Here is a 14,214-nt window from a genome sequence, read left to right on the forward strand (position 1 = left end):
GAAAAGGGCCGCTTTCGCGGCCCTTGAAAACTGGCTCGGTGCTGAAGCCGTTCCTCAAGCCGCCTTGCGGCCCTCGAAGACGTGCTTGAACTCGCGAAGCTGGACCAGCGTCTCACGCAGGCGCTTCTTGTCCTCTTCGGTATGCGCGCCTTCGATCCGGGTCTCGACCGTCAGAATCTCGGCCTCGAGCACGGAAGCGTCGACATCCTCCAGGAAACGCGCCTGTTCGGCGAGCACCGTGGTTGAGGTCTGGTTGACCTCGACGAGGCCGCCATTGACGAAGAATTCCTTGCCGTTGCTCTCGCTCGTCTGGACGAGGAGAATACCGGTCTTCAGCGTCGCGACCAGCGGAGCATGGCCGGCGAGCACCGTCATCTCGCCCTCGGCGGAGGGGATGATGACGCTGACGATCTCGCCCGAGAACAGGATGCGTTCCGGCGAGACGAGTTCGAACTTGAAGGTGGCCATCGTGTCATTCTCCCCGGCTCGTCATGGCCGGGCTATAGCCGGCCACCTCGGAAACCAGTGCTGTCTGGTCATGAGATTCTCGGGACAAGCCCGAGAATGACGTTCTTGGCTGGCCTCAGGCCGCCTCGGCGGCGAGGCGCTGGGCCTTCTCGACGGCTTCCTCGATCGAGCCGACCATGTAGAAGGCCGCCTCGGGGAGGTGATCGTACTTGCCGTCGACGAGACCCTTGAAGCCCTTGATCGTGTCCTCGAGCGAGACGAGCTTGCCGGGCGAGCCGGTGAACACTTCCGCGACGTGGAAGGGCTGCGACAGGAAGCGCTCGATCTTGCGGGCGCGCGCCACGGTCATCTTGTCGTCTTCCGAGAGCTCGTCCATGCCCAGGATCGCGATGATGTCCTGCAGGGCCTTGTAGCGCTGGAGGATCTGCTGGACCTGACGGGCCACCGCATAGTGCTCCTCGCCGACGATGTCGGCCGAGAGCATGCGCGAGGTCGAGTCGAGCGGGTCGACCGCCGGATAGATGCCCTTTTCCGCGATCGAGCGCGACAGCACGGTCGTGGCGTCGAGGTGGGCGAAGGAGGTCGCGGGCGCCGGGTCGGTCAGGTCGTCCGCCGGCACGTAGATCGCCTGCACCGAGGTGATCGAGCCCTTGTTGGTGGTGGTGATGCGCTCCTGCAGGTTGCCCATGTCCGTGGCGAGCGTCGGCTGATAGCCCACCGCCGAAGGAATGCGGCCGAGAAGCGCGGACACTTCCGAGCCCGCCTGCGTGAAGCGGAAGATGTTGTCGACGAAGAACAGCACGTCCTGGCCCTTGTCGCGGAAGTCCTCGGCGACGGTGAGGCCGGCGAGCGCGACGCGCATGCGGGCGCCCGGGGGCTCGTTCATCTGGCCGTAGACCAGCGCGCACTTGGAACCGGCGGCCGAACCGCCGTTCTCCTTCGGGTCCTTGTTGACGTTGGACTCGATCATCTCGTGATAGAGGTCGTTACCCTCGCGGGTGCGCTCGCCAACGCCGGCGAACACCGAATAGCCGCCATGGGCCTTCGCGACGTTGTTGATCAGCTCCATGATCAGCACGGTCTTGCCGACGCCGGCGCCGCCGAACAGGCCGATCTTGCCGCCCTTGGCGTAAGGCGCCAGCAGGTCGACGACCTTGATGCCGGTGACGAGGATCTGCGCCTCGGTCGACTGCTCGGAATAGGCCGGGGCCGGCTGGTGGATGCCGCGGGTGTTGGTGGTCAGGATCGGGCCGAGTTCGTCGACCGGCTCGCCGATGACGTTCATGATGCGGCCGAGCGTCTCCTCGCCGACCGGGACCGAGATCGGCGCGCCGGTGTCGGTGACGGACTGGCCGCGGACCAGACCCTCGGTGGAGTCCATCGCGATGGTGCGGACGGTGTTCTCGCCGAGATGCTGGGCGACTTCGAGCACCAGGCGGTTGCCGAGATTGTTGGTCTCGAGTGCGTTCAGGATCTCGGGCAGGGCGCCGTCGAACTGCACGTCGACGACCGCGCCGATCACCTGGGCGACCCGGCCGGTGCCGGTGTTGGCGGGCTTCTCGTCGGTGACGGTCTTCTTGGTAGCGGCTTTGGCCATGGCGGAACCTCGGGACTAGCGCATTCGGATGTGACGGTTGCCGGCGGAGACCCGCCGACGAATTGAGTCGGTCAGAGCGCTTCCGCGCCGGAGATGATCTCGATCAGTTCCTTCGTGATCATCGCCTGGCGGGAGCGGTTGTAGAGCTGGGTCTGCTTCTTGATCATTTCGCCGGCATTGCGCGTGGCGGAATCCATCGCCGACATGCGCGCGCCCTGTTCGGAAGCGGCGTTCTCGAGCAGCCCGCGCAGAACCTGGACGGTCAGGTTGCGCGGCAGCAGCGTCTCGAGGATCTCGCCCTCTTCCGGCTCGTAGTCGTAGACGGCGTCGGTCTGCTGGGTCCCGGCCGGGATTTCGGCGGGAATGATGCGCTGCGCGGTCGGGATCTGGGCGATCACCGAGCGGAAGCGCGAGAAGAACAGCGTCGCGACGTCGAACTCGCCGGCATTGAAGCGCGCCAGCACGTTCTGGGCGATCATCTCGGCATTGGCGAAGCCGACCTGCTTGAACTCGCGCAGATCGATGAACTCGATGATCTCTGCGGCGAACTGCCGGCGCAGAATGTCGTAGCCCTTCTTGCCGACGCAGATGATCTTGACCGTCTTGCCTTCGGCCTTGAGCGCCAGCGCCTTGTCGCGGGCAAGGCGCGCGATCGAGGAGTTGAAGGCGCCGCACAGGCCACGCTCGGCGGTCAGCACCAGCAGCAGATGCACCTTGTCGGCGCCCGTGCCGGCGATCAGCCGCGGCGCGGTCGAGCCCGTGACGCCGCCGGCAAGATTGGCCAGCACCGTCTCCATGCGCTCGGCATAGGGGCGCGCGGCCTCGGCGGCCATCTGGGCGCGGCGCAGCTTGGCGGCCGCGACCATCTGCATGGCCTTGGTGATCTTCTGCGTCGCCTTCACCGAGGCGATGCGGTTACGCAGGTCCTTGAGAGACGGCATCCGTTCTCGATCCCCTATCCGTCACTGCGAAAGCAGCGGCGAAGCAATCCGGCGAAGAGGCGCGGCGAGCCGATAAGCTCCGCCGCGCGGGTGACGATCAGGCGAAGGACTTCGTGAAGCCCTCGACGATGCCCTTCAGCTTCGCCGCATTGGCGTCCGAAAGGTCCTTCGAGGTGCCGATCTCGTTCAGCATGTCGGCATGCTTCGAACGGACCAGCGACAACAGCCCGTCCTCGAACGCGCGCACCTTGTTGACCGGCAGCGCATCGAGATAGCCGTTCACGCCGGCATAGATCACCACGACCTGCTCTTCCATCTTCAGCGGCGAGAACTGCGGCTGCTTCAGGAGCTCGGTCAGGCGGGCGCCGCGGTTGAGCAGGCGCTGCGTGACCGCGTCGAGATCAGAGCCGAACTGGGCGAAGGCCGCCATCTCGCGATACTGAGCGAGCTCGCCCTTGATCTTGCCCGCGACCTTCTTGGTCGCCTTGGTCTGCGCCGAGGAGCCGACGCGCGACACAGAGAGGCCGACGTTCACCGCCGGGCGGATGCCCTGGTAGAACAGGTCGGTCTCGAGGAAGATCTGGCCGTCGGTGATCGAGATCACGTTGGTCGGGATGTAGGCGGAGACGTCGTTCGCCTGCGTCTCGATGACCGGCAGCGCCGTCAGCGAGCCGAGACCGGCGGCCTCGCCCATCTTCGCCGCGCGCTCGAGCAGGCGGGAGTGGAGATAGAACACGTCGCCCGGATAGGCTTCGCGGCCCGGCGGGCGGCGCAGCAGCAGCGACATCTGGCGATAGGCGACGGCCTGCTTGGAGAGATCGTCATAGATGATCACGGCATGCATGCCGTTGTCGCGGAAATACTCGCCCATCGAGCAGCCGGCGAAGGGCGCCAGGAACTGCATCGGGGCTGGGTCGGAAGCGGTCGCGGCCACGACGATGGAGTATTCCATCGCGCCGCGCTCCTCGAGCACCTTCACGAGCTGGGCGACGGTCGAGCGCTTCTGGCCGACCGCAACATAGACGCAGTACAGCTTCTGGCTCTCGGGGGCGCCTTCGACGTTCAGCGACTTCTGGTTCAGGATCGCGTCGAGTGCCACCGCGGTCTTGCCGGTCTGGCGGTCGCCGATGATCAGCTCGCGCTGGCCGCGGCCGATCGGGATCAGCGCGTCGACGGCCTTGAGGCCGGTCGCCATCGGCTCGTGCACCGACTTGCGCGGAATGATGCCGGGCGCCTTGACGTCGACGCGCGAGCGCTGGGTGGCCTTGATCGGGCCCTTGCCGTCGATCGGGTTGCCGAGCGCGTCGACGACGCGGCCGAGCAGTTCCTTGCCGACCGGCACGTCCACGATGGCGCCGGTGCGCTTGACGGTCTGGCCTTCCTTGATCTCGCGGTCGGAACCGAAGATCACGACGCCGACATTGTCGCTCTCGAGGTTGAGCGCCATGCCGCGCACGCCGGTCTCGAACTCGACCATCTCGCCGGCCTGGACCTTGTCGAGGCCGTAGACGCGGGCGATGCCGTCACCGACGGAGAGAACCTGGCCGACTTCGGTGACCGAAGCTTCCGAGCCGAAATTCGAGATCTGAGCCTTCAGGATGGCGGAGATTTCAGCGGGGCGGATGTCCATCAGCCGACCTCTTTCATGGCAAGACGAATTGAATTGAGCTTGGTTTTCAGCGAGGCGTCGACCATGCGGGAACCCATCTTGACGACGAGCCCGCCGATCAGCGCCGGATCGACCTTGACCGTGAGGTCCACATCCTTGCCGGCGACGCCGACGAGCGCCGCGCGGATCTCATCGAGCCGCTTGGCCGAGGGCTGCTCGGCGACGGTGACCTCGGCCGAGACGATGCCCTTGGAGGCGGCGACGAGGCGCTTGTAGCCCTGAATCATGCCAGGCAGCGCGAACAGGCGACGCTTGCTGGCGACCAGGCCGATGAAATTGGCGGCGACGCCGGTGATGCCGGCCTTTGCGAGGATCGCGTTGACCGCACCGACCTGCTCCTCAGCCGTGAAGGCCGGGCTCTCGATCAGGCGCTTCAGATCGGCACTCTCGCCGATCAGGCCGTTGAAGGCATCGAGCGCGGCGGAGACGGCATCGATCGCGCCGTTCTCCTGAGCCAGCTCGAACAGCGCGGTGGCATAGCGCTGCGCTACGCCAGACACCCATGTCCCCTGCGATCCGCCTTCTGCCACGCGTCCTGTCTCTCGTTTCAAGGGACCGCACCGGCGACCTTCCCGACGGAAGGTGGAGTGCGTCGTCCCGGCGCTGCGAGTATCAAAGGTGCAAAGCCGACAAGACGACTTCGCGACCGAAATGTGGCGGTGCCCTAGCATGCGCCTTGGGGAGGCGCAACCCGAACAGCGGGACCGCTCCGGGGAATTCGTGCGGCGTTTTGGCAGGCGGGCCGCCCTCAGCCCATTCTGCGGCCAAAGCTTCGCGCCGGCGCTGACGGTGGGGGAGGCGCCCGCTCCGGGCTTCCAGGATCGGGGTGTCTTTTGGCGAAGTACCGGGCGATCATCGCCTCGGCATCGGCCTCCCCGTCCGGCGCGAGGGGTCCTTCGGGCATGGGACGGCTCGGGATCTCGCCGGGAGGCCGGCTTCTGATGGCGCCGATGAACTTCAGGACGAAGGCGATGGCGAAGACCAGCGCGGCCGCGCCGAGGCCGATGATGGCCGGAGCGAGGCCCGATTCCGAAGCATGCTGCCACCAGCCTCCGGGGTTGCCGGGGCCGGTCGGCTCGACGAGCTCCGAGAGGTCGAAGGCCAACTGGGCGCAATAGGCTACCGGCGTCAACGCGCTGATCAGGCCCAGAGTTCTCAGGAATCTCATCGCCTGTTCCACCGGTTCCGGCGGCATAACCTAGGGCCGGCTCGTCACCGAAGCATGAAGAGCGTTCGGGAAAGAGTGCGCATTGGCCTCGCCGCGGATCTCGCTCTCACAGGAAACTCTGTGGGTCGACGTCAACCGCGACCCTGACCGAGCCCTTGGCCTTGGGCGCCCGTTTCAGCCAGCCGCGCAGATAATCCTGCAGGTTGATCTCCCGACCGGTCTTGACGATCAGCCGCATGCGGTGGCGCCCGCGCAGCACGGCGAGCGGCGCCTCCGCGGGCCCGAGGACGACGATGTCGCCCCCCGCTTCCGCGCAGCGCGCCAGCGCCCTGGCATGGCTCTCGGCCTCGCCCTGGGAATTGGCGGAGACGATCAGCGCCGCGAGGCGACCGAAGGGCGGCAGGCCGGCGGCCTCCCGCGAGGCCTCCTCTGCGGCATAAAACCGCTCCGGATCGCCCGAGATCAGCGCCTTCAGCACAGGATGCTCCGGATCATGCGTCTGCAGCAGGGCGCGGCCCGGCTTCTCGCCGCGCCCTGCGCGGCCCGTCACCTGCCGGAGGGCCTGGAAGGTGCGTTCCGCCGCGCGCGGATCGCCCGAGGTCAGCCCCAGATCGGCATCGATCACCCCGACCAGCGTCATGCCGGGGAAGTTGTGACCCTTGGCGACGAGTTGCGTGCCGATCACAATGTCGAACTCGCCCTCGGCCACCGCCATCAGCTCCTGTTTCAGCCGCTCGGTGCCACCCGGAAAATCGCTCGAGAGCACGATGGAGCGGGCCTGCGGGAACAGCGTCGCGACCTCCTCGGCGAGCCTCTCGACGCCGGGCCCGCAGGCCACGAGGCTTTCCGGCGCATGGCATTGCGGGCACTCATGCGGCCGGCGCTCGACATGCCCGCAATGATGGCAGACCAGTGCCCGTCGGAAGCGGTGATCGACCAGCCAGGCGGTGCAGTTCGGGCATTGGAAGCGGTGGCCGCAGTCGCGGCACAAGGTCAGCGGCGCATAGCCGCGCCGGTTGAGGAAGAGCAGGGACTGCTCCTTGGCCTCCAGATTGGCCTCGACCGCCTTGACCAGCGCGCCCGAGAGCCAGCGCCCCCGCTCCGGCTTGTCGCGGCGCAGATCGACCAGCCCAAGCTTGGGCAATTCCCGCCCGCCGAAGCGCTCCGGCAGCTTGAGATGGGCGTAGCGGCCCCGCTCGGCGTTGACGCGCGTTTCGAGAGAGGGCGTCGCGGAGGCCAGCACCACCGGCGCGTTCTCGATCCTGCCCCGCACCACCGCCATGTCACGGGCGTGGTAGGAGACGCCGTCCTCCTGCTTGTAGGCGGCCTCGTGCTCCTCATCGACGACGATGAGGCCGAGATCCTTGTAGGGCAGGAACAGCGCCGAGCGCGCCCCGGCGACCACCTTGGCCTCGCCCGACGCGATGGCGGCCTGCAGCCGCTCGCGCCTGCGGCCCGTCACCGCCGAATGCCAAAGCCCCGGCCGCACCCCGAAGCGAGCCTCGAAGCGGTCGATGAACTGCGCCGTCAGCGCGATCTCGGGCATCAGGATCAGGCTCTGGCGCCCGAGCCGGACCGCCTCCGCCACCGCCTCGAAATAGACCTCCGTCTTGCCGGAGCCGGTGACGCCTTCGAGGAGCGTCACGCCGAAGGCCCGCGCCTGCACCGACGCCACCAGCGCCTGCGACACCTCGACCTGCCCCTCCGACAGCTCCGGCACCGCATGCGCCGGATCGGGCATGGCGGCGATCGCCTCCCGCGGCAACGGCTCGATCGAGAAGGTACCGGCATCGACGAGCGAATCGATCACCGCCCCGCTGACCGAGGCCGCTTCGGCCAGGGCCGGTTTCGCGATCAGCAGCCCGCCCTCGGCCGCCGCGATGGCGCGGGCGCGGGCCGGCGTCATCCGCGCCGGCGGCGCGCCCACCAGCCTGACGCCCATCTTGGGACGCTCCGGCGTATCGTCCGGCGGCCGGCGCAGCGCCAGCGCCAGGACCGAGCCCTTCGGCGCCAGCGTGTACCACGCCACCCAGTCGACCAGCTTCCTCAGCGCCGGGTCGAGCGGCGGCATGTCGATCTTCGCGGTCACCTTCTTGAGGTTGCCGCCGCGCCCGCTTCCGATCTCCCAGACGACGCCGACCGTCTCGCGCGGCCCCAGCGGCACCTGCACGACGTCGCCCGGCGCCAATGCCAGACCCGGCGGCACGGCATAGCTGTAGGCCTGGTCGAGCCCGAGCGGGATCAGCACCTCGACCGTGCCGCCCGGCTGAATGTCCGCTGCGTCGTCCATTGCGACTGTCTCTAGCACCGATTTGGCTGCTGTTAAGGCGGCAGCGTCATCCTGACGCCATGAGCGACCTCGACGCCTTCCGCCGCGACTGGCTCCGGCACCTTTCGGCCGAACGGCGCCTCTCGCCGAAGACGCTGGAAGCCTATGCGCGCGACTTCAGCCAGTTCACCGCCTTCCTGACCGAGCATCTCGGCGGGCCGCCCGCCCTTTCCGACATCGCCGCGCTGAAGCCCGTCGACCTGCGCGCCTTTCTCGGTCGCCGGCGGCGCGACGGGGTCGGCAACCGCACGCTGATGCGCCAGCTCGCGGCCCTGCGCTCCTTTGCCCGATTCGGCGAGCGCAACGGCAAGCTGCCGGCCGCAGCCTTCTCCGCCACGCGCGGGCCGCGCTTGCCCAAATCCCTGCCGCGCCCGCTCGAGCCCGCCGCCGCCCGCGCCGTCACCCAGGCGGACAGCCGCGCCGGCGAGGAGCGCCCGGACTGGATCCTCGCGCGCGACGCCGCCGTCCTCGGCCTGCTCTATGGCAGCGGTCTGCGCATCTCGGAGGCGCTCTCGCTGTCGCGAGCGCAGGCGCCGCAGAGTGCCGGCGAAACGCTGACCGTGATCGGCAAGGGTTCCAAGACCCGCATGGTTCCGGTGCTGCCCGTCGTCGTCACCGCGATCGCCGACTATCTGAAGCTCTGCCCCTGGCGCCTGCCGCCGGAAGGCCCGCTCTTCGTCGGTGCCAAGGGCGGCCCCCTCTCCCCGCGCATCATCCAGCTCGCGGTCGAGGGCTTGCGCGGCGCGCTCGGCCTGCCCTCCTCCGCGACGCCGCATGCGCTGCGCCATTCCTTCGCCACCCATCTGCTCGGCCGCGGCGGCGATCTGCGCGCGATCCAGGAGCTGCTCGGCCACGCCTCCCTCTCGACGACGCAGATCTACACCCGCATCGATTCCACCCGGCTGATGGCGGCCTATGACGCGGCCCATCCGCGGGCACGCGGCGTCTGAAGCATCGAACCGAAAAGCCGGACGCGCGGCGATCGAACCCCCCTCTTGATGCCGCAACGGAAGCGCCCCAGAAGGCGCGAGCGATTTGGGGGGTGATTCGATGTCGGGCCATGTCGAGACGCCGGAAGGCGGGAACAAGAAGGTTGCGCTGCTGATCGCGGTGCTGGCGCTGATGCTGGCTCTGGCCGAGATCGGCGGCAAGCAGGCCGAGAACGAGGCTGTCGCCAAGAACATCGATGCCTCGAACCTCTGGGCGTTCTTCCAGGCCAAGACGATCCGCGGCACGGTCGTCCGCACCGCGGCCGAGGCGATGGAACTCGATCTCGCCGACACGACGGACGCCCCGGCGCGCGAGCGCATGCAAAAGCGCATCGAGGGCTGGAAGGCGACGGCCGCCCGCTACGACAGCGAGCCCGAAACCAATGAGGGCCGCAAGGAGCTCGCCGGCCGCGCCAAGGCCGCCGAACAGGCGCGCGACGACCACAAGGCCCGCAACGAGAATTTCGAGATCGCCTCCGGCCTGCTTCAGATCGGCATCGTCGTGGCCTCGGCCTCGATCATCACAGGCGTGGCGTTGCTGGCGCTTGTCGGTGGCGGCCTCGGGGCCGTGGCCCTCGGCTTCATGGGACTCGCCCTCTTCGCCCCGCATCTGCTGTTCTGAGGCTCCGCCAAGCCCGGGGGAAAACGCGGCAACCCTCAATAATGAATCGCGCCGCGGATGCCGCCCCCGCAGGCGATGGCGTCGCCGTTGATCGAAACGCTGCGCGGCGAGGCGAGGAAGGCGACGACATCGGCCACCTCGGCCGCATCGACCAGCCGGCCGATGAGGATGTTCGCGGTCATGCCCTTCTCGACCTCGGCCTCGCTCTTGCCGCCCGAGGCCGCCTTGCCGGCGATCAGGCCGGCGGTCTTCTCCGTCCGCGTCAGGCCGGGATGGACGACGGTGACGTTGATACCCTGCGGCCCCAGCTCGTCGGCGAGGTTCTTGGTCAGCGCCGCCACGGCGACATTGCGCATGGAGCCGATGGTCGAGCCGGTCGAGCGGGCGGCGAGCCCGCTGATATTGATGATCCGTCCCCAGCCCTGCGCGGCCATGTGGGGCGCGGCCTCCCGCGCCATCCTGAGATAGCCCATCACCTTGACGTTGACGTCGTCGTAGAACAGCGCATCCGTGATCTCGGGGAGCTTCGGCGGCGGCGCCTGGCCGCCCGGCTTGCCGGCGGCGTTGACGAGGATATCGAGCCCGCCCAGCGCCGCGACGGCCCCGGCGACAAGGTGTTTTACCGACGCGTCGCTTCCCGTATCGACCGTCAGGCCGACGATCTTGCGGCCGGTCTCGGCCGCCAACGCCGTGGCGGCCGTGGCGAGCTCTGCCGGGCTGCGCGCCGCGATGACGACGTCGACGCCTTCCCGCGCGAGCTGGCGGGCGATCGCGAGCCCGATGCCCTTGCTGCCGCCGGTCACCAGCGCACGCTTGCCTTCGAGCTTGAGATCCATGGGGGTTGTCCTTTCGTGTCGTCAGCGGCTGCGGCGCAGGCGCGGATCGATCGCGTCGCGCAGGCCGTCGCCGAGCAGGTTGAGGCCCAGCACGGCGAGCGCGATGGCCGCGCCCGGAAAGATGGCGAGCCAGGGCTGCGTCGCCATGAAGGTCTGGGCCTCGTTCAGCATCCGTCCCCAGGACGGGTTCGGCGGCTGGGTGCCGAGCCCGAGATAGGACAGCCCGGCTTCCGCCAGCACCGCCAGCGCGAACTGGATCGTCGCCTGCACCACCAGGATGCCGGCAATGTTCGGCAGCACATGGGCGATGGTGATCTGGCGGTTGCTCAGCCCGTTGGCCCGCGCCGCCTGGATGAAGTCCTGCGCCCAGACCTGGAGCGCCGCGCCGCGCGCCAGGCGCGCGAAATAGGGCAGGTTCAGCACGCCGATGGCGACCACCGCGTTGAGCATGCCCGGTCCCGCGATGGCGGTCATCATGATCGCCGTCAGGACGGCCGGGAAGGCGTGGGTGAAATCGGCCGTGCGCATGATCAGGTTGTCGAGCAGCCCGTCCCGCCTCAGCGCCGCCACGAGGCCGAGCGCCGTGCCCAGCACCATGCCGATCCCAACCGCGCCGAGGCCGACCGCGAGAGAATTGCGCGCGCCCACCATGATCATCGAGAACACGTCGCGCCCGAACTGGTCCGTCCCGAACCAATGCGCGGCCGAAGGCCCCTGCAGGCGCTGCAAGATCGCCATCTGCGTCGGCGGATAGGGCGTCCAGGCATAGGAAACCAGCGCCGCCAGCACGATCAGCACGCTCAAGCCTGCGCCGATCAGAAGCGAGGGCGAGAGCCAGCCATGCCGGCGGCCGGGCGCCGTGTCGTCGATCGCGCTCATGCCTGCCTCAGCCGCGGGTCGATCAGCCCGTAGAGCAGCTCGACCGCGAAATTGATCAGGATCGCGAGGCCCGCGAACAGCATCACGAGGTCCTTGACCACGATCAGGTCGTGCTGGGCGATGGCCTGGAACACCAGCCGCCCCAGCCCAGGCAGGGCGAAGACGTTCTCGATGATGATCGCGCCGGCGATCAGCACGGAAAATTGCAGGCCGAGGATCGTCACGACCGGGATCAGCGCGTTGCGCAGCGCGTGGCGGCGCATCGTCGTGCTCTCGCTCAACCCCTTGGCGCGGGCGGTGCGGACGAAATCCTCCTGCAGCGTGTCAAGCATCGCCGAGCGCGTGACGCGCGCGATGATCGCCGCCTGCGGCAGGGCCAGCGCCAGCGCGGGCATGGCGAGCGATTTCAGCGCGACGCCCAGCCCCGCCTGCCAGCCGGGAAAGCCGTTGGCCGGCAGCCAGCCGAGCCCCACCGCGAAGACCAGCACCAGCAGCAGGCCGAACCAGAAATTCGGGATGGCGAGCCCCGCCTGCGCGAAGGCCATCACGCCGGCATCCACCGCCTTGCCATGGCGCGAGGCGGCGACCACCCCGAGCGGCATCCCGATCGCGACCGCCAGCAGGATCGCCAGCACCGCGAGCGGCAGCGTCACCGCCATCCGCTCGCCGATGAGCTGCGCCACCGGCACGCGATAGGTATAGCTCTCACCGAGATCCCCGGTCGCCATGCCGCCGAGCCAGAGGAGGAAGCGAAGCGGCGCCGGCTTGTCGAGCCCCATCTCCGCATGCAATGCGGCGAGAGCCTCGGGCGAGGCGTTGAGCCCCAGCGTCACCGCCGCCGGATCGCCCGGCAGCACCTCCAGCACCAGGAAGATCACGAGCGCCGCCATCAGCAGCGTCGCGACGAGCGCGAAGAGGCGTCGCAGGATGTAGCCGATCACGCCCTGCCCCCAGCCACGCCGTCATCCCGGACAAGCGGCGAAGCCGCGCCGATCCGGGATCCATGCCGGAACGCCTGCGCACGAGGTTCAGGCATGGATCCCGGGTCTCCGCTCCGCTCCGCCCGGGACGACCCGCGCCGTTCGATACCTTGCGGTCACCGCCACCGCAGTTCCGCCAGCGGCGTCACCGGCAGCGGCCAGTCGGTCCACATGCCGTCGAGATTGGCCTTGGCGACGGTGATCTTCGGCAGGATGAACAGGAAGCCGTTGACCGCGTCGCGCGCCAGCATCTGCTGCGCCTGCTTGTAGAGCTCGTTGCGCGCGGTCTCGTCCAGCGTGCCCGAGATCTTGGCGATCAGCGTCTTGAACTCGGGATTCCTGTACTGGAAGTAGTATTGGTCCCGGGCATAGATATCGATATCGAGCGGCTCGGTATGAGCGATGATGCTGAGGTCGTAATCCTTGTTCCGGAACACGCGCTCCAGCCATTGCGGGAATTCGAGCGGCTCGATCGAAACCGTGATGCCGACCTGCCCCAGCATTGCCGCGACGATCTCGCCGGCCCGCCGGGCATAGGATGGCGGCGGCAGCTTCAGCGTGCAGGAGAAGCCGTTCGGGAAGCCTGCCTCGGCCAGCAGCGCCTTCGCCTTGGCGGGGTCGTAGGGATAGGTGCCGGTCAGGTCGACATAGGCCGGGTGCAGCGGCGAGAAATGGCTGCCGATCAGCGTGACGTCGAAGCCGTAGACGCCGAGCGCGATGGTCTTGCGGTCGAGCGCATGGGCGATGGCCTGGCGCACCTTGAGCTTGTCGAAGGGCGCCTTGGCGTTGTTGGTGCCGAGCACCGTCTCGCCCTCGGTCTTGCCGATGGTGACCTTGAGCTTGGGATCACTCTTGAGTTGCGCCACCGCTTCCGGCGCCGAGAGATTGGTGTTGGCGTCGACATCGCCCGCCTGAAGCGCCGCGACCTGCGCCTGCGGATCGGACAGGAAGCGGAAGGTCGCCTTGGCGAGCGCCGGCTTCTCGCCCCAATAGGCGTCATTGCGGGCGAATTCGAGCCGGTCGCCCCGGTTCCAGCGCACGAACTTGAACGGCCCCGTGCCGACCGGATTGGTCTTGTTGTTGGCGGCGCTCTGCGGCGCGACGATGACCGCATCACCCCAGCTCAGCCCGTAGATGAAATTCGCGGTCGGCTGCTTCAGCTTGATCACCACCGTCGCCGGGTCGGGCGCGGCGATCTCGGCGATGGGCGTGAAGAGTTGCTTTTGCGCATTGGTCGAATCGGCCGCGACCGCGCGCTCGAACGAGAACTTCACCTGCTCGGCGGTGAAGGGCGTGCCGTCATGGAAGGTCACGCCCGTCCGCAGCTTGAAGGTATGGGTGACGTTGTCGGGCGCGATCTCCCAGCTCTGGGCAAGGCAGGGCTGGATCTTGCCCGTCCGGTCCATCTTGACCAGGCCTTCGAAGATGTTCTGCAGCGTCACCTCGCGGATCGCCTGCGCGGCGCCCGAGGTCGGGTCCAGCGTCGGCGGCTCCAGCGTCATCGAGATGGTGACGGAATCCTTCGCCTGCGCGAGCGCCGCCATCGGCAGTTGTGCCGCAAGCGCCGCGAGGCCTGCTCCCGCCAGAAGGTCACGCCGCGTCGTCATCGTTTCTGCTCCGTCCCGTTGCGGAGCGAAGATGAGCCGGGATTTTGGCCGGGCGCAAGAGCGGGCGCGAGTCTCCCCGCCGCCATGGCGAGGAGCAACGCGACGGAGCAATCCAGGAGCGGTCGCGTT

The 14,214-nt window shown here is 68.2% G+C and carries 13 protein-coding genes; 2 read left to right on the forward strand and 11 right to left on the reverse strand.

The genetic code is table 11. The annotated features are described in order from the left end of the window. Window positions 1-54: 54 nt before the first annotated feature. From BW981_RS17075 to BW981_RS17105, 7 genes are all read right to left on the reverse strand, one after another. On the reverse strand, window positions 55-468 hold the full coding sequence (locus BW981_RS17075; protein ID WP_076441400.1) for a F0F1 ATP synthase subunit epsilon: 414 nt from the start codon (window positions 466-468) through the stop codon (window positions 55-57). A 115-nt stretch (window positions 469-583) separates the two neighbouring features. Beyond that, window positions 584-2,065 carry a F0F1 ATP synthase subunit beta gene (gene atpD, locus BW981_RS17080; protein WP_076441402.1) on the reverse strand — a complete coding sequence of 494 codons (1,482 nt, stop codon included), beginning with the start codon at window positions 2,063-2,065 and terminating at the stop codon, window positions 584-586. Between the two features lie 71 nt (window positions 2,066-2,136). Beyond that, on the reverse strand, window positions 2,137-3,006 hold the full coding sequence (locus BW981_RS17085) for a F0F1 ATP synthase subunit gamma (RefSeq protein WP_076441405.1): 870 nt from the start codon (window positions 3,004-3,006) through the stop codon (window positions 2,137-2,139). Between the two features lie 97 nt (window positions 3,007-3,103). Further along, window positions 3,104-4,636: a F0F1 ATP synthase subunit alpha gene (gene atpA / locus BW981_RS17090; protein ID WP_076441407.1), complete on the reverse strand. Its 1,533-nt coding sequence runs from the start codon at window positions 4,634-4,636 to the stop codon at window positions 3,104-3,106. After that, window positions 4,636-5,205, reverse strand: a complete 570-nt coding sequence (locus BW981_RS17095) for a F0F1 ATP synthase subunit delta (protein WP_076441409.1) — start codon at window positions 5,203-5,205, stop codon at window positions 4,636-4,638. Before BW981_RS17095 ends, atpA begins: the two co-directional genes overlap by 1 nt. Window positions 5,206-5,423: 218 nt before the next feature. After that, window positions 5,424-5,843 carry a hypothetical protein gene (locus tag BW981_RS17100; protein ID WP_139333819.1) on the reverse strand — a complete coding sequence of 140 codons (420 nt, stop codon included), beginning with the start codon at window positions 5,841-5,843 and terminating at the stop codon, window positions 5,424-5,426. A gap of 106 nt (window positions 5,844-5,949) precedes the next feature. Then, window positions 5,950-8,133: a primosomal protein N' gene (locus tag BW981_RS17105; RefSeq protein ID WP_076441413.1), complete on the reverse strand. Its 2,184-nt coding sequence runs from the start codon at window positions 8,131-8,133 to the stop codon at window positions 5,950-5,952. Between the two features lie 59 nt (window positions 8,134-8,192). On the opposite strand from BW981_RS17105, the gene BW981_RS17110 reads away from it, so the two are divergent. Together BW981_RS17110 and BW981_RS17115 are read left to right on the forward strand one after the other, a co-directional pair. Next, entirely contained in the window at window positions 8,193-9,122 is a 930-nt protein-coding gene (locus tag BW981_RS17110; protein ID WP_076441415.1) for a tyrosine recombinase XerC, read from the forward strand. An 85-nt stretch (window positions 9,123-9,207) separates the two neighbouring features. Further along, a complete protein-coding gene (locus tag BW981_RS17115; RefSeq protein ID WP_076441417.1) occupies window positions 9,208-9,783 on the forward strand; it encodes a DUF4337 domain-containing protein in 576 nt (191 codons plus the stop codon). Between the two features lie 35 nt (window positions 9,784-9,818). On the opposite strand, the gene BW981_RS17120 is transcribed toward BW981_RS17115, so the two are convergent. The 4 genes from BW981_RS17120 to BW981_RS17135 all read right to left on the reverse strand — a co-directional run bounded on the left by BW981_RS17120 (window position 9,819) and on the right by BW981_RS17135 (window position 14,022). Further along, window positions 9,819-10,619: an SDR family NAD(P)-dependent oxidoreductase gene (locus BW981_RS17120; protein ID WP_076441419.1), complete on the reverse strand. Its 801-nt coding sequence runs from the start codon at window positions 10,617-10,619 to the stop codon at window positions 9,819-9,821. Between the two features lie 21 nt (window positions 10,620-10,640). Then, window positions 10,641-11,498 carry an ABC transporter permease gene (locus BW981_RS17125; RefSeq protein WP_076441421.1) on the reverse strand — a complete coding sequence of 286 codons (858 nt, stop codon included), beginning with the start codon at window positions 11,496-11,498 and terminating at the stop codon, window positions 10,641-10,643. Next, a complete protein-coding gene (locus BW981_RS17130; protein WP_076441423.1) occupies window positions 11,495-12,439 on the reverse strand; it encodes an ABC transporter permease in 945 nt (314 codons plus the stop codon). The genes BW981_RS17125 and BW981_RS17130 overlap by 4 nt, the downstream gene beginning before the upstream one ends. A gap of 155 nt (window positions 12,440-12,594) precedes the next feature. Continuing rightward, window positions 12,595-14,022 (reverse strand): ABC transporter substrate-binding protein, encoded by a 1,428-nt coding sequence (locus BW981_RS17135; RefSeq protein ID WP_244560358.1) that lies wholly within the window; start codon window positions 14,020-14,022, stop codon window positions 12,595-12,597. Between the last annotated feature and the right edge of the window lie 192 nt (window positions 14,023-14,214).

Origin of the sequence: Allobosea sp. TND4EK4 (genome assembly GCF_900156025.1) — a bacterium.
Taxonomy (GTDB): domain Bacteria; phylum Pseudomonadota; class Alphaproteobacteria; order Rhizobiales; family Beijerinckiaceae; genus Allobosea.

Bases quoted from the DNA above. Each gene is read 5' to 3' on its own strand.
- atpD (WP_076441402.1), bottom strand. From the start codon at position 2,065: ATGGCCAAAGCCGCTACCAAGAAGACCGTCACCGACGAGAAGCCCGCC.
- BW981_RS17085 (WP_076441405.1), bottom strand. From the start codon at position 3,006: ATGCCGTCTCTCAAGGACCTGCGTAACCGCATCGCCTCGGTGAAGGCG.
- BW981_RS17135 (WP_244560358.1), bottom strand. From the start codon at position 14,022: ATGGCGGCGCTCGCGCAGGCGAAGGATTCCGTCACCATCTCGATGACG.
- BW981_RS17125 (WP_076441421.1), bottom strand. From the start codon at position 11,498: ATGAGCGCGATCGACGACACGGCGCCCGGCCGCCGGCATGGCTGGCTC.
- BW981_RS17075 (WP_076441400.1), bottom strand. From the start codon at position 468: ATGGCCACCTTCAAGTTCGAACTCGTCTCGCCGGAACGCATCCTGTTC.
- BW981_RS17105 (WP_076441413.1), bottom strand. From the start codon at position 8,133: ATGGACGACGCAGCGGACATTCAGCCGGGCGGCACGGTCGAGGTGCTG.
- BW981_RS17100 (WP_139333819.1), bottom strand. From the start codon at position 5,843: ATGAGATTCCTGAGAACTCTGGGCCTGATCAGCGCGTTGACGCCGGTA.
- BW981_RS17120 (WP_076441419.1), bottom strand. From the start codon at position 10,619: ATGGATCTCAAGCTCGAAGGCAAGCGTGCGCTGGTGACCGGCGGCAGC.
- atpA (WP_076441407.1), bottom strand. From the start codon at position 4,636: ATGGACATCCGCCCCGCTGAAATCTCCGCCATCCTGAAGGCTCAGATC.
- BW981_RS17110 (WP_076441415.1), top strand. From the start codon at position 8,193: ATGAGCGACCTCGACGCCTTCCGCCGCGACTGGCTCCGGCACCTTTCG.